15 protein-coding genes are annotated in these 19,176 nt (G+C 58.4%); 13 read left to right on the forward strand and 2 right to left on the reverse strand.

Annotated features, from left to right (window positions below; translation table 11 throughout):
- The 4 genes from folE2 to ACEWL3_RS04445 form a co-directional block, all read left to right on the forward strand.
- Nucleotides 1–968, forward strand: a 968-nt coding sequence (folE2, locus tag ACEWL3_RS04430) for a GTP cyclohydrolase FolE2 (RefSeq protein ID WP_435000527.1), incomplete at its 5' end; no start/stop codon positions are given.
- Nucleotides 969–1,153: 185 nt separating this feature from the next.
- Nucleotides 1,154–1,393 (forward strand): hypothetical protein, encoded by a 240-nt coding sequence (locus tag ACEWL3_RS04435; protein WP_254693105.1) that lies wholly within the window; start codon nucleotides 1,154–1,156, stop codon nucleotides 1,391–1,393.
- 146 nt (nucleotides 1,394–1,539) lie between these two features.
- Nucleotides 1,540–2,988 carry a TrkH family potassium uptake protein gene (locus ACEWL3_RS04440; protein ID WP_386180460.1) on the forward strand — a complete coding sequence of 483 codons (1,449 nt, stop codon included), beginning with the start codon at nucleotides 1,540–1,542 and terminating at the stop codon, nucleotides 2,986–2,988.
- Nucleotides 2,989–3,029: 41 nt separating this feature from the next.
- Nucleotides 3,030–4,586 (forward strand): thiamine pyrophosphate-binding protein, encoded by a 1,557-nt coding sequence (locus tag ACEWL3_RS04445; RefSeq protein ID WP_386180463.1) that lies wholly within the window; start codon nucleotides 3,030–3,032, stop codon nucleotides 4,584–4,586.
- 39 nt (nucleotides 4,587–4,625) lie between these two features.
- Here ACEWL3_RS04445 and ACEWL3_RS04450 read toward each other — a convergent pair whose 3' ends face one another.
- Nucleotides 4,626–6,437: a serine protease gene (locus ACEWL3_RS04450; protein WP_386180466.1), complete on the reverse strand. Its 1,812-nt coding sequence runs from the start codon at nucleotides 6,435–6,437 to the stop codon at nucleotides 4,626–4,628.
- 159 nt (nucleotides 6,438–6,596) lie between these two features.
- Between ACEWL3_RS04450 and ACEWL3_RS04455 the strand changes: the two genes are divergently transcribed.
- The 9 genes from ACEWL3_RS04455 to glmM all read left to right on the forward strand — a co-directional run bounded on the left by ACEWL3_RS04455 (nucleotide 6,597) and on the right by glmM (nucleotide 18,120).
- Nucleotides 6,597–7,535: a glycine--tRNA ligase subunit alpha gene (locus ACEWL3_RS04455; protein WP_386179506.1), complete on the forward strand. Its 939-nt coding sequence runs from the start codon at nucleotides 6,597–6,599 to the stop codon at nucleotides 7,533–7,535.
- A 25-nt stretch (nucleotides 7,536–7,560) separates the two neighbouring features.
- Complete coding sequence (locus tag ACEWL3_RS04460; protein WP_386179509.1) at nucleotides 7,561–8,085, forward strand: DUF6446 family protein; 525 nt, start codon at nucleotides 7,561–7,563, stop codon at nucleotides 8,083–8,085.
- Nucleotides 8,086–8,149: 64 nt separating this feature from the next.
- Nucleotides 8,150–8,968: a DUF1206 domain-containing protein gene (locus tag ACEWL3_RS04465; RefSeq protein ID WP_386179512.1), complete on the forward strand. Its 819-nt coding sequence runs from the start codon at nucleotides 8,150–8,152 to the stop codon at nucleotides 8,966–8,968.
- Between the two features lie 81 nt (nucleotides 8,969–9,049).
- Entirely contained in the window at nucleotides 9,050–11,320 is a 2,271-nt protein-coding gene (glyS, locus tag ACEWL3_RS04470; RefSeq protein ID WP_386179515.1) for a glycine--tRNA ligase subunit beta, read from the forward strand.
- A gap of 88 nt (nucleotides 11,321–11,408) precedes the next feature.
- On the forward strand, nucleotides 11,409–13,946 hold the full coding sequence (locus ACEWL3_RS04475) for a putative PEP-binding protein (RefSeq protein ID WP_386179518.1): 2,538 nt from the start codon (nucleotides 11,409–11,411) through the stop codon (nucleotides 13,944–13,946).
- Between the two features lie 131 nt (nucleotides 13,947–14,077).
- Nucleotides 14,078–14,719: a cell wall hydrolase gene (locus ACEWL3_RS04480; RefSeq protein WP_386179520.1), complete on the forward strand. Its 642-nt coding sequence runs from the start codon at nucleotides 14,078–14,080 to the stop codon at nucleotides 14,717–14,719.
- A gap of 109 nt (nucleotides 14,720–14,828) precedes the next feature.
- Nucleotides 14,829–15,755 carry a dihydroneopterin aldolase gene (locus ACEWL3_RS04485; RefSeq protein WP_386179522.1) on the forward strand — a complete coding sequence of 309 codons (927 nt, stop codon included), beginning with the start codon at nucleotides 14,829–14,831 and terminating at the stop codon, nucleotides 15,753–15,755.
- Entirely contained in the window at nucleotides 15,752–16,777 is a 1,026-nt protein-coding gene (folP, locus tag ACEWL3_RS04490; RefSeq protein WP_386179524.1) for a dihydropteroate synthase, read from the forward strand. The genes ACEWL3_RS04485 and folP overlap by 4 nt, the downstream gene beginning before the upstream one ends.
- Nucleotides 16,774–18,120 carry a phosphoglucosamine mutase gene (gene glmM / locus ACEWL3_RS04495; protein ID WP_386179527.1) on the forward strand — a complete coding sequence of 449 codons (1,347 nt, stop codon included), beginning with the start codon at nucleotides 16,774–16,776 and terminating at the stop codon, nucleotides 18,118–18,120. Before folP ends, glmM begins: the two co-directional genes overlap by 4 nt.
- A gap of 115 nt (nucleotides 18,121–18,235) precedes the next feature.
- On the opposite strand, the gene ACEWL3_RS04500 is transcribed toward glmM, so the two are convergent.
- On the reverse strand, nucleotides 18,236–19,165 hold the full coding sequence (locus tag ACEWL3_RS04500) for a DMT family transporter (protein WP_386179530.1): 930 nt from the start codon (nucleotides 19,163–19,165) through the stop codon (nucleotides 18,236–18,238).
- Nucleotides 19,166–19,176 lie beyond the last annotated feature (11 nt).

A 19,176-nucleotide genomic window follows, 5' to 3' on the forward strand; every position in this document is an offset into this window, starting at 1 on the left:
CCCGGCTGCTTGAGGCCGGGCAAACCTATCCATCCTTCAACCGAACCTATCCAGACGAGTTTGTCGCGGGCGACAACTACAAAGCGACGATGCCTGATCTGCAAAACGGTCCCAGCAGTTTGATCCGCGGGGCCAGGCAACAAATTCAGCATGTGGGCATCAGCAATTTCCGACTGCCAATCCGGTTTCATACCCGTGATGGCGGTGATCTGGCGCTTGAGACGTCGATCACCGGCTCTGTCAGCCTTGAAGCGGACAAAAAAGGCATCAACATGTCGCGCATCATGCGCAGTTTTTACAAACATGCGGAATCCACCTTTAGCTTTGAGGTCATCGAGGCGGCGCTGGACGATTACAAGGCCGATCTGGACAGTCTGGATGCCCGCATTCAGATGCGGTTCTCCTTTCCGATGAAAATCGAAAGCCTGCGTTCGGGTCTTAGCGGCTATCAATATTACGACATCGCGCTTGAGCTGGTCGAACAGCGAGGCGCGCGTCAGAAAATCGTACATCTGGATTATGTCTATTCCAGCACCTGCCCCTGTTCTTTGGAATTGGCTGAACATGCCCGTGAAACGCGCGGCCAGTTGGCCACCCCCCATTCACAGCGGTCCGTGGCCCGGATTTCTGCCGAGGTGAACTTTGATGAGGATTGCCTGTGGTTTGAGGATTTGATCGAAGCGTGCCGCCGCGCGGTGCCGACCGAAACGCAGGTGATGGTCAAACGGGAAGACGAACAGGCCTTTGCCGAGTTGAATGCCGCCAATCCAATCTTTGTCGAAGATGCGGCGCGGCTTTTTTGCGAACAGCTTCAGGCAGAGCGGCGGGTTGGTGATTTTCGTGTCATCGCCAGCCATCAGGAAAGCCTGCACAGCCATGATGCCATCAGCATCCTGACCGAGGGTGAGACGTTCGAGATGAACAGCATTGATCCAAAACTGTTCAACACGCTGTTTCATGTAGGTTAGCGGCGTCAGACCGCGCTTGTCCTGCATGGTCTGCTCAGGCCATCCGGGTAAGGACCAATAGGTCCCCCTCTCATCGACCATTGCAAAATCACACCATCGGCTATGCAAAACTGTGGGTTCTGCTGCGCTGCAGCATTGCCTATCTACGGGTCAGGGAAGAGAACATAGGAATCTAAGGTACTAAAATGACCTACCAAATCACAACTGCCCCGATCTCTGTCGCCCACCGCGCGCAGCACGCCCTTGAGCGGGTTGGATCCTTCTTTGGCGCAATCGGCCACGCGATGATGGTCAATTCAACTGGCCAACAGCGGCTGGACCAAATTCATGCGCTTCAGGCAAAATCGGACGCAGAGCTTGCAGAGCTCAACATCAAGCGCGACAACATTGTCCACGAGGTTTTCAAGGACCTCTATTACGCCTGATCCGACCACACCAATTCAATTGGTGACGAAGCAACGGCCCGCCCAGCACATATGCTGCCCGGGCCGTTTTCATGTGTGTGGTTATGCGTGGCAATTGGCACCCTGACTGCTTGACACTGACAGGTGCCCGCGCCAACCCTGCGTCCATGTTGGATATGCGCCCCGTTGGATATGTCGTTGGTCTTCTTGTCGCCGTGATGGGCGTGACCATGATTGTACCGCTCTTGGTCGACCTTGCCGAGGGGCGTGGGCATTGGTCCGTGTTTCTTGAATCCGGCTTGATCACGATACTCGGCGGCAGCATGATTGCACTCGCCTCATCCAACGGTGTGAAACAGGGGCTTACGATCCAGCAGACTTTCTTGCTGACCTCTGGTGTTTGGTTGATGTTGCCGCTGTTTGGCGCAATTCCTTTCATGCTGGGGGCGACCGAGGCGGGATTTACCGACGCGGTCTTTGAGGCGATGTCGGGACTGACCACAACCGGATCGACGGTTTTGTCGGGGTTGGACGATTTGCCCAAAGGTTTGCTGTTGTGGCGGGGCATCCTGCAATGGCTGGGTGGCATTGGTATCATTGTTGTGGCGATGGTGTTTCTGCCTGAACTTCGGGTCGGCGGGATGCAGATTTTCAAATCTGAAGCCTTTGATACCTTTGGAAAAATCCTGCCCCGCGCAGGTGAGATCGCGACCCAGATTGCGGTCATCTATCTTTGGCTGACATTGGCCTGCGTGCTGAGCTATCTCGCGCTGGGGATGAACACATTTGATGCAACGGTTCACGCGCTGACCACCGTGTCGACCGGTGGATTTTCCAACTATGATGCCTCGTTCGGTACCTTTTCGGGCAATGCGGAATATGTGGCGACGGTCTTCATGATCCTCGCCGCACTGCCGTTTGTGCGCTATGTGCAACTGCTCAACGGCAACGCCTATGCCTTGCACCGCGATCCGCAGATACGAGGCTTTCTGATGACGGTAGGGATCCTTGTTGCGGTGGTGTTCGTCGCCCTTCAACGGATTTTTCCGCACCACTGGGAACAATCGCTCCGCGAGGCGCTTTTTAACATCACCTCGATCATATCGGGCACGGGCTATGCGTCGGTTGATTACATGACATGGGGTAATTTTCCAGTCGCGCTGTTCTTTTTCATCGGGTTGATCGGAGGCTGCGCGGGGTCAACCGCCTGTTCAATCAAGATTTTCCGCTATCAGCTGCTGTTTGCGTCGATCCGTGCGCAGCTGCGGCGCATTCGTTCGCCCCATGGCATCTTTACGCCGCGATATGACGGGCGGCCAATTGGGCAGGATGTTCTGTCATCCGTGATGTCGTTCTTCATGTTCTTTGTTGTGACCTTGGGGCTGGTGTCGGTCGCGCTCAGCATGACGGGGTTGGATTTTGTCACCTCGGTGTCTGGTGCGGCGGCGGCACTTGCCAATATCGGGCCGGGTTTGGGCGATATCATTGGGCCTTCAGGCAATTTCGGCAGCCTCAATGACACTGCCAAATGGATACTGACCGCTGCAATGCTGATCGGACGGCTGGAGCTGATGGCGGTTTACGTAATTTTCACTGCAAAATTCTGGAGAGCCTGATGGCAGATCAAACCCGGCCCTTGGGCGCGCAAATTTCTCACATGCTCAAGGATCGCGGTATCGATGTGATTTTTGGCATTCCGGGGGTACATAATCAGGAAATGTACCGTGGCATCGAAGAAGCCGGGATCAGCCATGTTCTGGCGCGCCACGAGCAGGGGGCGGGCTTCATGGCAGACGGCTATGCGCGTGCGACGGGACTGCCGGGCGTGGCCTATGTGATCACCGGGCCGGGGGTGTGCAACATAATGACGCCGATGGGGCAGGCCTACAGCGACTCTGTACCAGTTTTGGTACTCTCGTCCTGTTTGGATGAAACCGCAGCGCGGCGCGGGCAATTGCATCAGATGAAAGATCAGGAAATCGCGGCTGGCACGGTTTGTGACTGGTCTGAGACGGCCCATTCGGCTGAGGCCGCGTATTCGTTGATTGACCGGGCTTTGGGTGAATTTGACGTCAACCGACCGCGGTCAAAACACATTCAGGTGCCCATCGCCCAGTTGGAGGCGTCTGCACCGCCTCCGCCGCCACCGTTTCCCGCAGCCAACGGCGTGCCTTTTGGTGACACAGCGACAGGAAACGCAAGAGAGTGGGTTGGCATGCTTTCTAAAGCGCGCAGGCCGATCTTTATCTTTGGTGGGGGGGCGGTCGGTGCCGCCGCGCCAGCCCGCATGCTGATGAAGCGTACCGGTGCTGCGGCATTCACGACCTATGCGGGGCGCGGTATCCTGCCCGCAGATGAGCCGCTGAATTTTGGATCCTATCTTGCCCGTCCCGACAGTGTTTCCATCTTGAAAAAGGCAGATCTCATTCTTGCCGTTGGGACCGAACTGGCCGAGGTGGACTTATGGCGCGCGCACCTTGGGCACAATTGCCCGATGATCCGGGTCGATATCGATCCCGCGGTCCTTCGAGATCAGCAGCGCGCCGACTTTCAGGTTGCCGCCGGGGCCAATAGCTTTTTGACGTGTTTTCTGGAAGCCATGCCAGAGGATATGAGCCACGACTGGACCGCCGCCGAAATTAGCACCGCCCGCACCAAATGGCGCGCCGAGGTGGAGGCCGAATACGCCCCGATCCCTCAGATTGCGGATGCCCTGCGCGCCTGCCTGCCCGAAGACGCGATGATCTATTCCGACATGACCCAATTCGCCTATTGTGCCAAGGAAATCTGGGATATGGACCGCCCCGGCCACTGGCACCACCCTTACGGATTTGGCACGCTGGGTTACGCAATGCCCGCAGCCATTGGTGGGGCCATCGGACGGCCCGGCAAACCCACTATGGCGATCATGGGGGATTACGGGTTTCACTATACGATGCAGGAATTGGGCGTGGCGGTCGAATTAGGCCTGAGCATCCCCATCATCCTTTGGGACAACGGCAAGTTGGGCGCGATCGAAGCCAGCATGGTTGGCGCGCAAATCGCGCCCAATGCCGTGATCGCCCGCAATCCGGATTTTTTAAAACTGGCCGAGGCGTTCGGTGCCCATGCGGTAGCACCACGGACACTTGCAGACATGCAGGACGCTGTCAGGGCGGCATTTGATGCCGATGGTCCGACGCTCATTTACCTGACACCGGACATCACAATGTAAACAGCTTTTTGCTGATAAAGCCGGTCACGTGGCGGTTGCTTACTCCCAGCAGCTGACCAAAACGGTCATACCTTGTGCCGCTATTGTCAGGTCACGCGGAGCAATCCTGTTCGTGTTGTCCGTGGCCGTGACGTTCAGGCCGGCTGTGCCTGCCATTTCGGCAATCACAGTCTGATCCAGAGCAAAGCTCACGTCCTTGGGTAATTGCGGTCCATCGGACGGTTTTGGCAACAGCATGCCGACAACGTTGCCGCTGAAGTCAAAGACCGGCCCGCCCACGTCGCCGGGTTGTGCTGTCAATTCCAGACGGCTCAGGTTTTCTTCGCCCTGCAACCCGCGCACATCGGACAATTTGCCAAAGGTCAGCGTTGCCGCATTCAACACACCTTCATAGGAATACCCGGCAACGGATACTTCTGATTGCAGACGCGGTGTCACGGTACCAAACGCCGCCACGGCCAAGGGGGCCAGCGCGCTGCGCGGTTTCAGGATTGCCACGCCATTGGCTGTGTCATCGGCCACAACATCGGCTTCGGTATCGTCATCAATGGTCAAACGGCCGCAAGACTGGACGGCTTCGGACGCGGTTGCAACCGATCCTGCGCCATCAATAAAAAAGCCTGAACGCGAGATTTTGGGCTGGCGGACTTGCAAACCTGCCACCAGATCAATTGCCTGTTCTTCGGTATTGCCCTCGGCCGGGTCGAGGACACCGGGCAGACGTACAAGGCTCTTTGACATCTCTGCAATCACGCGACGGCGGCGTTCCTCGTCACCTGCGGGCCAGATCAATGTGAACCCTTTGATTTGTCCGTCGACCAGTGACACCTGAGTCTGGCTGATGATGCGCCCGTTTTCGCCGATCAGCTCGAACGATGTGTTCTTGCGTTCGCGCGGCCCATCAAGCGGCACAATTTCCAACGTCTGCATGATGTCGTAAAGGCCAAACAACGTGTCTTGATCCCCCGCCTGAGAGATCAGTAAAAGCCGTGCGCCAATGTCGCCCGAGCTGTTGTAATGTGCAAACGGGGGCTCGTATTCAGCAAAGCGGACTTCGGCAGTGGGCATCACCATCTCGATCCCCGCCTTTTCGTCGCGCACCACCTGCAGGCCGAGGCCATCCAGCACTGCGTTGTATTGTTTGAGCAGTGCGGCGCGTTGCAGCGTTGTCAGAATGCCCGTTATTTCAAAGCCATTCGCTTCTTGCCACGCCGCCATCGAATTGCGTGTTCCGCGCCCGTAAGACCCGTCAATGGCCGCCGCGTAAAACCCGGCCCATTGCAGCGCGATCTGCAATTCTTTGCGCTCATCAGCTGTCAACAAACGTTCGCTCAATCGGGCCTCCTGCGGGCTTTCATCCGCAGGTTCGGGCAGGGTGGGAACTTCGGTGATCTGCGGGGCCTCTTCGGTGGGGGCCTCAGCCAAGGGGGCTTCGACAGGCGCTTCCGGGGCTGGCTCAGTGGTGTCCACAGTTTCAGGAACCGCAATCACGCCCTGGTTCAGTACATTCGCGCCCACGGGCCAGAATTGCTGACGCAGGCGGCTGGACAGTTGAATAAAGCTGTCACGTGGCACCAGTCCGTCACGCACATAGCTCTGCAGGACCAGTTCCGCATCGGCCCGGCGGTATGGGCCAACGGCGATGCCGTACCATCCGCCGCCCAAGGAAAAGCCGTTCACATCTTCTAGCAAGGTCGTATAGGCGCGTGCGCGGTCTGTGGCCGCTGCAAGGCTTGGTTGTGCTTCAATCTGCACCCAGACGACGTCGTCTGCCGATTGCGCATGGGCCGGACCGGCTGTGATCAGGGAAACTGTGAACAACATCGCCAGAACGGCAAAAAGGCTACGCATCATCGTGACTTCTACTTCTGCAAACTAAAATCCGGCGCACATAAGCAGGAAACCGACCTGATTGCCATCGATTTTGGGGCCGAAATAGTCACAATGCTGCAATTGACCCTTGCGCGCCACGCCCGTAGGAAAGGCGCGCAGGATCAAAGGTCTAAGTTGATGTCACAGAACACCGAAAAACCCCGTTCTTTCCAAGCGATCATCCTTGCGCTGCAAAGTTATTGGGCGCGGAAAGGATGTGCGATTCTCCAACCCTACGATATGGAAGTGGGCGCGGGCACGTTCCATCCTGCAACCACATTGCGCAGTCTGGGCACGCAACCCTGGTCGGCCGCCTATGTGCAGCCCTCGCGCCGCCCCACGGATGGGCGCTATGGTGAGAATCCCAACCGGTTGCAGCATTATTATCAATATCAGGTGCTGATCAAACCCAGCCCGCCGAACCTGCAAGAGCTTTATCTTGGCTCGCTTGAGGCGATCGGGATCAATATGGACCTGCATGACATCCGCTTTGTTGAAGATGACTGGGAAAGTCCGACTCTGGGTGCATGGGGGCTGGGTTGGGAAGTCTGGTGTGACGGCATGGAAGTCAGCCAGTTCACCTATTTCCAGCAGGTCGGCGGCCATGATTGCCATCCGGTATCGGGGGAATTGACCTATGGGCTGGAACGTCTGGCGATGTATGTGCTGGGCGTCGATCATGTGATGGACATGCCATTCAACGACCCCGATGCGACCATTCCGCTGACCTACAAGGATGTGTTCAAACAGACAGAAGAAGAATACGCGCGCTGGAACTTTGATGTCGCCGACACCGACGTGCTTTTGCGCCAGTTCGAAGAGGCCGAGGCGCATTGCAAGGTCATTCTGGATGAGCCGCCGACCGATCCCAAAACCGGCAAACGTATCGTCATGGCGCACCCCGCCTATGATCAATGCATCAAAGCCAGTCACATCTTTAATCTGCTCGATGCGCGCGGCGTGATTTCTGTTACAGAACGACAGGCCTATATCGGGCGGGTGCGCAACCTGTCCAAGATGTGTGCAGATGCCTTTGTGCAGACCCGCGCGGGTGGCTGGTCAGAGGATGCGGCCTGATGGGTGTGGATCTGGTAGTTACGCCATGAACGGCAAGATTGTAGGACTGGCCATCATGCTCTCAGGACTTATTGCGGGCACAGCACTTTATTACTTGCAGGTCTACGGGTTCTACCAAGAGGTCGAAGGCGGCAATGTTGAGCTGGTTTCAGTTGTATCAAACCTGCCGGAACCGATTCCGTTCGATGGGCTGACCGCGATTGACGCTGACAGTTCGCCCATCCGCTATCGCGCCTGCTTTACCACCGAGTACAGCCTGCCCTTGCTGACGGAATCATATGTGCTTGCTGACAAAGCCACACCGCGCAACGCACCGGGATGGTTTGAATGCTTTGATGCCGAAGCAATTGGCACAGCGCTTGAAGATGGCACCGCTCTGGCCTTTATCGGGCAGAAGAACATCGCATATGGCGTCGATCGCCTTGTCGCCATCACCGCGGACGGGCGCGGTTTCGTGTGGCACGAACTTAACGAATGTGGCGAAAAATCCTATGACGGCACAGTCATTGGCGAAACATGCCCCGATCTTCCGGCACAAAGTTCAAATTAGTTCCCGCGCCATTGGAACCAATGCACCGCCTTAATCGCTGGGTTGCATTGGACAGGGGGCTGAAATGGCAAATACCACGCACAGTGGCCTGAAATGGATCATGCGTGCCGGATATAGCGCGCGGGGGGCAATTTATCTGCTTGTCGGCACTCTGGCACTCTTGGCGGCTTTCACCTCTGCTTCGGCGTCAGGCACCAAGGACGCGCTGGTTGACCTGCGCGCACTGCCATTGGGAATTCCGGCACTCTGGGCCATTGGCCTTGGGATGATCGCCTATCTGATCTGGCGGATTGCCGCGGGCATTGCCGATGTGGAGGATCATGGCACCTCGCTCAAGGGTCTGACGGCCCGCGGGCTGCAAATCATCACCGGTGTGTTGCACGCTCTGATCGGCATTGCGATCATCGGTCTTGCCGCTGGCGGGCAGGGGTCTGGGGATCGCTCGGCGCAGGATTGGACACAAGTCCTGATGTCGATACCGATGGGGCGCTACTTGGTTGCCGCAGGGGCTCTGATCTTGCTGGGGGCCGGTGTTTATTACGCTCAAAAAGGATGGCGCGGCACCTATAAGTCGCATCTGGAACGGACCCGGCTGACCGAACGCGTGGACCCGATTTTGACCGTAGGCCTCGTTATCTATGGGCTGATGATGGCGTTGATTGCGCTTTCCCTGGCCTTTGCTGCGCTGAACGCGGATCCGACACAGGCCGGTGGGCTGGGTAAAGCCTTGCAGGACCTGCGCGCAATGGCTTTTGGCCGGTTGCTGCTGGGGGGTGCCGGGCTGGGGCTGCTGGCCTTTTCGCTTTATAATTTCATTGAGGCTGCGTACCGCGTCGTGCCGAAATTCTCTGATACTGACATTGCGACCCTGATGGACAGGTAAGGGTCTGGACCCGCGCCGCGCGTCCCGCTAACTACGGGGTCGCAACGACGCGCCGCATTGCGGCAAAAAAAGGGTGTCCCCGTGCCAGACCTGTTGATCGAACTGTTTTCCGAGGAAATTCCCGCGCGCATGCAACGTCGTGCCGCCGATGACCTACAAAAGCTGATCACAAACGGTCTGGTTGAAGCCGGGCTGACCTATGCCTCTGCCGCTGCGTTCTCAACCCCGCGCCGATTGACACTTGCGGTTGAAGGGATGCTGGATGCAAGCCCGCGCCAGATCGAAGAACGCAAAGGCCCCAAAGCTGACGCGCCCGAAAAGGCCATTGAAGGGTTCCTGCGCGGTGCGGGCCTGACCCGCGACCAGCTTGAGGAACGCGAGACTCCAAAAGGGGCAATCCTGTTTGCCAAGATCGAAAAGCCGGGCCGCCCGGCGGCAGAGATTGTTGCACAAGTTCTGGAACAGACGATCCGCAATTTCCCCTGGCCGAAATCCATGCGCTGGGGATCGGGCACGCTCAAATGGGTGCGGCCGCTTCATTCGATTGTCTGCGTGATATCGAAAGAGGACGGTGCAGAGGTTGTGCCGTTCGAGCTTGACGGGATCACCGCCGGCGACGTGACCTATGGCCACCGTTTTCTGGCTCCGGATGCGATCAAGGTCAGCGGCTTTGAGGATTACGAGACCAAACTCAAACGCGCTTTTGTGGTCCTGAACCCGGAGGAGCGGGCCGAGACGATCTGGCACGACGCCACCAATATGGCGTTTGCAGGCGGGCTGGAAGTGGTCGAGGATGCGGGCCTGCTTGCCGAGGTTGCCGGGCTGGTTGAATGGCCCGTGGTTCTGATGGGCCCGATTGGCGCTGATTTTCTGGACCTGCCACCAGAAGTTTTGCAGACCTCGATGCGCGAACATCAGAAATTCTTTTCGGTGCGCAATGCCAAGACCGGGCGGATTGAGAAATTCATCACGGTCGCCAACCGCACCACCGTCGATCATGGGGCCACGATCTTGGCAGGTAATGAAAAAGTGCTGGGCGCGCGTTTGTCGGATGCCAAGTTTTTCTGGGAGAATGACTTGCGCGTGGCCAAGTCTGAGGTGGGCATGGCGACGTGGGTGAAGGCATTGGAAAACGTCACTTTCCACAACAAGCTTGGCACACAGGCCGAATTGATTGAACGAATGGCCGTTTTGGCCCGCGAACTGGCCCCGATGGTGGGGGCTGATCCGGATGAAGCGGAACAAGCCGCACGTTTGGCCAAGGCTGATCTGTCGTCCGAGATGGTCTATGAATTTCCCGAATTGCAGGGGTTGATGGGCAGATATTATGCCAAGGAAGCAGGTTTCAGCGATGCCATCGCCGCCGCCGCCAAAGAACACTACGCGCCGCTGGGGCCGTCCGATGATGTGCCAACAGCACCTGTGTCGGTGGCCGTGGCGCTGGCTGAGAAGATCGACAAGCTGACCGGGTTTTGGGCAATTGATGAGAAGCCGACCGGGAGTAAGGACCCGTTTGCGCTGCGTCGGGCTGCGCTGGGGGTGATACGGATATTGGTTGAGAATGAGTTGTCGATTAGTTTTGCTGAGGTTGTTTTGGAGCCAAATTTGCAACATCGCTTGGATATGCGTGAAATCGTTAGAGTGACAGAACAAATCAAATCCGAAACCAATAAAATGGATGATCTGAAACTTCCTTCTCAGCCTTCAAATCTTAAAGAATGGCGAGCGGTAATCGAGTTCATGCAGGAAAGCGAAGAAAAATCTTCTAGCTATAAACAGCTGGAAGAAAAAAGCAGAGCAGAGCTAAAGAACGCGAAACTCGATGCAACCGACCTCCTCGCCTTCCTCCACGACCGCCTGAAAGTTTACCTCAAGGACCAAGGCATCCGCCACGACGTGATCGACGCCTGCATCGCCATGCCCGGCAACGACGATCTGACGCTCCTCGTCAAACGCGCCAAAGCCCTGTCTGAGACTCTCAAAACCGACGACGGTGAAAACCTGATCCAAGGCTTCAAGCGTGCCAGCAACATCCTGACGCAAGCGGAAGAAACGGATGGCGTCGAATATTCCTACGGCGCGGATGTGAAGTTTGCCGAAACCGACGAAGAACGCGCCTTGTTCAAAGCGCTCGACGCTGCCGAAGCGGTGATCACTCCCGCGATGGCACAACAGGATTTCACCACCGCCATGTCCGCCATGGCATCGCTGCGCGCACCCATTGATGCGTTTTTTGATACGGTGCAGGTCAACAGCGACAATGGCACGATCCGGCGCAACCGTCTTAACCTGCTCAGCCGTATCCGCACCATCTGTACCAGCGTGGCGGATTTGACCAAGGTGGAGGGCTGACCCCTGCGGCAATAACACAGGCTTGCCAGACGCATTGAACTGCCTATGCTGCGCGTGAAACTCAAAGGTGCCGCAGCGCAGAAAAACCGTGGAAAATAATCCTGATACCACTCTCGTGACCCAAACCGCGCCGATCGCCAATGAAACTCATGGCGGGCGCGCGAAATGTTTGCAGCGGTTGGTGCGGCTTGATCTGCCGGTGCCACGCACCGTGGCGCTGTCGTTCAAGGCGGTGCACAAGATCGGCGCGGGCCATTTGCCGGATGTGCAGGCCGTGGTGGCGCAGTTCCCCAAAGGCGCGCTGATGTGTGTGCGCCCCTCAAGCGAGGACCCGGATTGGGGCGGGCCGGGGGCGGTCCTGAACATCGGGATCAATGACGCACGATTTGCCGAGCTATGCGAGACAATGGGCGAAGGGCCGGCGGCGTCGCTCTATACCCGTTTTGTGCAATCCTATGCGGTCAATGTGGCGCGCCTTGATCCCGATATGTTTGATGAAATTGAGGGCGAGGGGCGCGAGGCGCTTGGGGAATCGCTGCGCGCCTATGAGGCCGAAACCGAAGAAGCATTTCCGCAGGACACCGCAACGCAGCTTGCAGCTGTGTTGCGGTCCATGGCGCGGGCCTGGGAAGGCACCTCGGCGCGCCTGTTGCGCCAGGCCAAAGGTGCGCCTGCGGATGCCGGGCTGGGCCTGGTGGTGCAGGAAATGGTGTTTGGCATTGGCAGCGGTCAGTGCGGATCAGGGGTGTTACAACTGGTCGACAGCGACAGCGGGCTGCCGCAGATCACCGGGCGGTACATGTGCCAGTCTCAGGGACGCGATGCTTTGCACGGCGATGCCGGGGCGATGTATCTGACCCGCGATCCACGTGGTGCGTCATTGGAGGAGGCAGTGCCAGAGGCATTCGAGACCCTCAAAACACACGCCGCTTTGATGCGCGCACGGCTGCGCGCCGAAATGCAGGTCGAATTTGTGATCGACGAGGGCAAGGTGCACATCCTTGACGGGATGCGGGTGCCCCGGTCATCGCGTGCTGCGGTGCGTATAGCCGTGGCGCTGGCGGATGAGGGGATCATCAGCCGCGAAGAAGCTTTGATGCGGGTGCAGCCCCGGACCTTGACCGAGCTTTTGCACCGTCAGGTTGATCCATCAGCCAAACGCGATGTGATCGGGCATGGCATTGCCGCGAGCCCGGGTGCGGCCACAGGCAAGATCGTCTTTTCCGCAACCGAAGCGCAGGCGGCTGCGTCGCGGAGTGAACCGTGCATTCTTGTCCGTCGCGAAACCAGCCCTGAGGATATTCGCGGCATGCATGCAGCCCAAGCGGTTCTGACCGAACGCGGTGGCATCACCAGCCATGCCGCCGTGATCGGGCGCGGTATTGGTCTGCCTTGTGTGGTGGGCGCGTCGAACATGACATTCGATCTGGTGAAAAAGACCATCACCGGGCCGGATGGCCGGGTTTTTGCGGCGGGCGATGAAATCACAGTGGATGGATCCGCCGGTGAGATTTTGGCCGGAGCCGCCAAGATGCAGGAAGCGGCCCTTGACGAGACATTCCAGCGCCTGATGGATTGGGCCGAAGAGGCGGCGGATATAGGCATTCGCGCCAATGCTGACACGCCAGCCGATGCGCAGACCGCGCGCAATTTCGATGCGCATGGCATTGGCCTGTGCCGCACAGAGCATATGTTTTTTGAACCCGGACGTCTGACCGTGATGCGCGAGATGATCTTTGCCGAGAGCGGGGAAGACCGGCGCGCCGTTCTGGAACGTCTGCTGCCGATGCAGCGCGATGACTTCACCCAGCTGTTCCGCATCATGCAGGGTCAGCCGGTGTGTATCCGCCTGTTTGACCCACCGCTGCACGAATTTCTGCCAGCTGACAAAGCGGGACAACGGGAACTGGCCGAAGCGCTTGATCTGCCGCTCTCTGACGTGACCCGGCGCATCGACGCAATGACCGAATACAACCCGATGCTGGGTCTGCGCGGGGTGCGTCTGGGCGTGACCGTTCCGGAAATTTACGAAATGCAGGCGCGCGCGATCTTTGAAGCGACAATCGACGCCAGCCGTGATGGCGACCCTGTCGTGCCCGAGATCATGATCCCGCTGGTGTCTGCGCGGCGCGAGGTGGAGTTGGTGAAAACGGCCGTTGATGCCGTTGCAGCGGCGGTGCGCAATGAAGGCGATGCGGACTTTACCTATCGCTTGGGTGTGATGGTTGAAACGCCGCGCGCCGCGCTTCGAGCAGGAGAAATAGCGCCGCATTGTTCCTTCCTGAGCTTTGGGACAAACGACCTTACGCAGATGACCTATGGGCTGTCGCGCGATGATGCGGGGCGGTTCATGTCGGACTATGTCCAGCAGGGTGTGTTCCCTGAAGATCCCTTTCACGTGCTGGATGTGGACGGTGTTGGCGAACTGCTGAAACTGGGTGCCGAACGGGGTCGCGCCGCCCAGCCGGGCATCACTTTGTCGATCTGCGGTGAACATGGCGGCAACCCCGAATCGATTGCTTTTTGCCGCGCGGCGGGCTTTGACTACGTGTCCTGCTCGCCGTTTCGCGTACCGGTTGCACGTCTGGCAGCGGCGCAGTTGGCGATTTTACACAAGATCGGGTAGGTTCAGCAGCACCAAAGCGCTACAGATTGTGGCGGTGGGCGGCTTTTCGCGTAACATAATGTCCCCGGGGTTTACGTAGAGCGCCTTCTTGGTTAGTCGGCCCGGAGTATTTCCAACGATTGAGGCGCTCCATGCGTTTGCTAAGGGTCACATATTTCTTGCTGCTGATTGCAGTTGTTTCGGCAGTCCCATTTGGTGCAATTGCCAATCCGGACACCGCCGAAGGGCTGGCTCGGACAGAAACACAGGGCCTGAAGTATACCGGCAGCAAACGGCTCAAGGCGATGATCACCCCTGCGACAGTTGCGCCCGGATCGGTGCAATATTCGCGCAGCTGGATCGACGCCCAACCCAAAGCCAAAGGCAGTGCTGAATGGCGTTGTCTGTCTGAGGCGCTTTATTTCGAGGCGCGCGGTGAGACGGTCAAAGGTCAGTTTGCCGTTGCCGAAGTAATCATGAACCGGGTCAAAAGTGCCCGTTTTCCCGGATCGCTTTGCGGTGTGATACATCAGGGCACGGGCAAGAAATACGGCTGCCAGTTCACCTATACCTGTGACGGCAATAAAGAAGTCATAGCTGAGCCAATGGCATTCACACGGGTGAGCAAAGTGGCCCGTGTAATCCTTGATGGAAATGCGCCGAAATTGACAGATGGTGCGACGCATTATCACACCACGGCCGTGCGCCCAAGCTGGGCGCGGGTCTATACCAAGACGGCACGCATCGGGCAGCACCTGTTTTACCGGCACACATGGCGGTCCGCGTCTAACTGACACGCGGGTCTGTCGCCGCTTTCGCAGTCTGGCCTGACGCTCCCCGACCTGTTAATTACTCTCTATCGGCTAGGTTGGTCGTGAATTCAGTACTGCGAAAGCCCATTCCATGTCGAACGAAGTCCGCCTTGCCTTTGGGCACCCCTCAGAGCGCGCAGAAGCCATGGCAGGTGACGACCCGCTGGACCGAATTTCGCTGCGCGATCATATCGTCGAGGTTGAAATTGGCGCGTTTCAGGCAGAGCGCGGTGTCACTCAGCGCATTTGCTTTAATGTCGTGGTCGAAGTTCAGCCTCTGACAGGACCAATCGACGATGATGTGGACCGCATCCTGTCGTATGACCGCGTGACCGAGGCGATCGCATTTGAGCTGGCAGATGAACGGCTGAACCTGCTTGAGACATTGGCCGAACGGGTGGCCGAACGCATCTTGCTGGAACCGCAAGCGATGCGGGTGTTTGTGCGTATTGAGAAACTCGACCGTGGCCCCGGTGCATTGGGTGTCGAGATCGTGCGCGCACGTGACGGCGCACCGCCACCAGACCTCAGCCAGGGCGACGTGCCGCATCCCGAATTGGTGTATCTCAGCAATGCGGCCATTGCATCGCCGCACCTTGGGGGCTGGATTGATCAACTTGAGGCGCTGGGCAGACCGCTGATAATATGTGTCGGAGCGTCCTCTGACGCGCCAGCGCCGCAGGTACCGCACCGCATGGCGCAGCGGCGAATTGATCTGCTCGCGATTGAACAAAACGCCTGGGTGCTGGCGGCCAAGGATGACCGGTGCGTGGTGGTCGAGACCCGGACAGAACTGGACTGGGCGATGAAGAACGGCCAGACCTGCGTCTGGGCACCCTCTAAAATTGTGTTGGACGCGGTGGACACGCCATCAGCCCAACCGCGCGATGCTGTTGCCTTGGCGGCGTGGTTCGCAGCGACATTTGATGCGCAGGAAATGTTGGTTGTGGGCGCGGAACTGCCCGACGGCGCATCGGTCCCCTTGCGGGCGGCATCAGCAGATCAGGATCAACTGTGAGCGCACGGGAAAGGTATTTCAGACCCCTTGTGCAGGTCGGACCCGCCCGGCCCGACACGGCCTTGCAGATCGCTGGCGGCTGGGGCTGGTTCACCCATGTCGAGGTTCTTGGCCGGGGAGAGGCGCTGCAGATTTTGCCTGCGGATGTACTGCCGGCAGATGTCATGACGAGGCTGACCAGCGCGCGTGCGGACATTGCAGGTCTTGGCATGGACCGGCCCCGAGTGATGGGCATCCTGAACGCCACACCAGACAGTTTCTCAGACGGTGGCGTCAACGCGGCGGCGGCTGATGCGGTGGCCACTGGCACCGCGATGCTGAATGCGGGCGTGGACCTGCTGGATGTGGGCGGCGAATCCACCAGACCGGGTGCGGCCACACTTGCAGTTGAGGCGGAAATTCAGCGTGTTGTTCCGGTAATCCAAGGCCTGCGTGCGGCGGGTGTTGCCCATGCAATCTCAATCGATACCCGCAAGGCGGCGGTGGCGCAGGCGGCTGTCGCGGCAGGGGCCAATCTGGTCAATGATGTCTCTGGATTTACCTTTGATCCGGGGTTGGCACCTTATTGTGCCGGGCAAAACCTGCCTGTCTGTGTCATGCATGCGCTGGGTGATCCCGCGACAATGCAACAAGACCCCCGGTATGACGACGTGCTGCTTGACGTATATGATTTCCTCGAACGCCAGATCCAGATGTTGGAGGCCGCAGGCATTCCGCGCGCCCGGATCATTGCGGACCCCGGCATTGGTTTTGGCAAAACCCGGCAGCACAACCTGACCTTGCTGGCCCGGCTCAGCCTCTTTCACGGATTGGGTGTGCCGATCTTGCTTGGGGCATCGCGCAAGCGGTTCATAGGCACCATCGGAAATGCACCTGAGGCGACAGATCGCGCACCGGGGTCAATTGGTGTGGCATTGGCGGCGCTGACGCATGGTATTCAGATGCTACGTGTGCATGATGTGCCTGAAACGATACAGGCCGTCGCGCTGTGGCGCGCCGCCATGCTAGGACTTGAGACATGACAAAATTGTTCGGAACCGATGGTGTGCGCGGCACAGCCAACATCCATCCTATGACCGCAGAAATGGCCTTGCGCATTGGCGCTGCTGTGGGGCGGTATTTTAGGCGCGACAACACCGGCGTGCACCGGGTGGTGATTGGCAAGGATACCCGGTTGTCAGGGTATATGTTCGAAAATGCGCTTACCGCCGGGTTGACGAGCACCGGCATGAACGTGCTGTTGCTGGGCCCAGTGCCCACACCGGCGGTTGGCTTGCTGACACGCTCCATGCGCGCGGACCTTGGCGTCATGATTTCAGCCAGCCACAACCCGGCGCAGGATAATGGGATCAAGTTTTTCGGACCTGATGGGTACAAATTGTCCGATCAGGCCGAGGCTGACATTGAGGCGTTGGTGGCGAACGGGGTGGAACCCACCCCGGCCGTTGAGATTGGACGCGCCAAGCGGATTGATGATGGCCGATATCGCTATATCGAACGGGTGAAATCTTCGTTCCCGCGCCAGATGCGGCTGGATGGCCTGAAAGTCGTGGTCGATTGTGCCAATGGAGCAGCCTACAAAGTCGCCCCCGAAACGCTGTGGGAGTTGGGCGCAGAAGTCATCCCCGTCGGCGTCAGCCCAACGGGCCACAACATCAACGAAGGGTGCGGATCAACCCATCCGCAATCTGCGGCGGAAACGGTTGTCGCACATGGTGCCCATGTTGGCATTTGTCTGGATGGGGACGCGGACCGGGTTATTCTGCTGGATGAAAACGGCAAAGTCGGCGATGGCGATCAGTTCATGGCGCTGATGGCGGCACGCTGGGCGTCGGAAGACAGGCTCAAGGGCCGCGCACTTGTGGCCACTGTAATGAGCAATCTGGGGCTTGATCATTTCCTGCAGCGTCAGGGATTGCGGCTGGAACGCACCAGTGTCGGGGACCGCCATGTGGTGGAGCGGATGCGGCAGGGCGGGTTCAATCTTGGTGGGGAACAATCCGGTCATATTGTCATGACCGATTACTCCACCACCGGCGACGGATTGATGGCCGGGCTGCAGTTTCTGGCCGAAATGGTACGGTCGGGCGAGCCGTCTTCGGTATTGCTGAACCAGTTTGAACCGGTGCCGCAGCTTTTGAAAAACGTGGCTTTCGGGGCGGATCAGGCCCCCTTGGACAATCCCCACGTGCAGGCCGCCATCGCACAGGCCGAAGCCGATCTGTCAGGCAAAGGTCGGTTGTTGATCCGGGCCTCAGGCACGGAGCCATTGATACGGGTGATGGCCGAGCATGAGGATGCCGGGTTGATGGAGGGGGCGGTGGACAGTGTCGTTGCCGCCGTTGAACAGGCGGTTTCGGCCTGATCCAAAGGCGCGCACCCTTCGGGTGCGCACGACATATTTGATTTGGCGCTTCTGTTGTTGATTTATGCGTGTGCTCAGGCGTCGTGCATCGGTATTTTTGAAAGGGTGAACTGGGTCAGCCGCGCGCGGAAAACAGTCGTTTCAGCGCGCCATATTGGCTGAGACCCAAGCCAGCGAGGATCAATGCCATCGCGTAAATCAGCGACGGGGGCAGCGGTTCGGACAAGATCAGTGCGCCCAGCACCACGGACCAGACGGGCACCTGGTAGTTGACCAAAGACATGAAGACCGGACCCGCGCTGCGCACAACCAGCACTCTGAGGAAATTGGCGGCGGCTGTTGGGACAAGGCCGAGGAACGCCAGTACCAGCAGGATCTTTGGCGATGGAGCCGGTGGCGGCCCTTCAATAATCAGGGCCATGGGGATCGCGACGCTGCCGCCGATGATCAACAAAACCGTGGCAAGCCCGATGGCGTCAACCTGCGGCAACCGGCGCATCAGGATTGAGCTGAGCGCGTAACAACTTGCTGCGCCGATACAGGCCATCCGACCGGGAAATTCCAGAGCCGTGCCAGTGCTTTCAAATGCCTGACCTCCGATCAGGATCACGACACCGCAAAATCCCACAAGAAACCCAAGTGATTTGCGCGGAGTGATGCGTTCGCCGGGGACCATGAAATGCGCCAATGGCAGCACGATGAGGGCAACCGAGGCCATGGAGACGCCGGCAAATCCCGAAGTGACATATTGCTGACCCCAGGCGAGCAGCGAAAATGGGACTGCGGAGGAGGCCATGCCAATGAAAAGCATGGCCACGATATGGCCAGTCGACGGGGTGCTCTTGAAAAGCGGGAACCCCCGCACCCCCCAGATCAACCCCATCACCACAGCGGCAAAACCGATGCGTGAGGCGGCAAGCCAGAACGGGGTGATGCCGGTCAGTGCCACTTCGGTCACCAAAAATGTGCCGCCCCAAATGAAGGCCAGAAGGGCGATCATGAACCAGCTTGTTCTGGTGATCTGCGGGGCGTCGGTTTCGGTCATGTCATCCCGCT

Source organism: Sulfitobacter sediminivivens, from assembly GCF_042611115.2.
Classification (GTDB): domain Bacteria; phylum Pseudomonadota; class Alphaproteobacteria; order Rhodobacterales; family Rhodobacteraceae; genus Sulfitobacter; species Sulfitobacter sediminivivens.

What these genes read in the sequence shown, in the direction of transcription:
- ACEWL3_RS04435 (WP_254693105.1), top strand. Translation starts at nt 1,154, where the DNA reads ATGACCTACCAAATCACAACTGCCCCGATCTCTGTCGCCCACCGCGCG.
- ACEWL3_RS04440 (WP_386180460.1), top strand. Translation starts at nt 1,540, where the DNA reads ATGTTGGATATGCGCCCCGTTGGATATGTCGTTGGTCTTCTTGTCGCC.
- ACEWL3_RS04445 (WP_386180463.1), top strand. Translation starts at nt 3,030, where the DNA reads ATGCTCAAGGATCGCGGTATCGATGTGATTTTTGGCATTCCGGGGGTA.
- ACEWL3_RS04450 (WP_386180466.1), bottom strand. Translation starts at nt 6,437, where the DNA reads ATGCGTAGCCTTTTTGCCGTTCTGGCGATGTTGTTCACAGTTTCCCTG.
- ACEWL3_RS04455 (WP_386179506.1), top strand. Translation starts at nt 6,597, where the DNA reads ATGTCACAGAACACCGAAAAACCCCGTTCTTTCCAAGCGATCATCCTT.
- ACEWL3_RS04460 (WP_386179509.1), top strand. Translation starts at nt 7,561, where the DNA reads ATGAACGGCAAGATTGTAGGACTGGCCATCATGCTCTCAGGACTTATT.
- ACEWL3_RS04465 (WP_386179512.1), top strand. Translation starts at nt 8,150, where the DNA reads ATGGCAAATACCACGCACAGTGGCCTGAAATGGATCATGCGTGCCGGA.
- ACEWL3_RS04480 (WP_386179520.1), top strand. Translation starts at nt 14,078, where the DNA reads ATGCGTTTGCTAAGGGTCACATATTTCTTGCTGCTGATTGCAGTTGTT.
- ACEWL3_RS04485 (WP_386179522.1), top strand. Translation starts at nt 14,829, where the DNA reads ATGTCGAACGAAGTCCGCCTTGCCTTTGGGCACCCCTCAGAGCGCGCA.
- glmM (WP_386179527.1), top strand. Translation starts at nt 16,774, where the DNA reads ATGACAAAATTGTTCGGAACCGATGGTGTGCGCGGCACAGCCAACATC.
- ACEWL3_RS04500 (WP_386179530.1), bottom strand. Translation starts at nt 19,165, where the DNA reads ATGACCGAAACCGACGCCCCGCAGATCACCAGAACAAGCTGGTTCATG.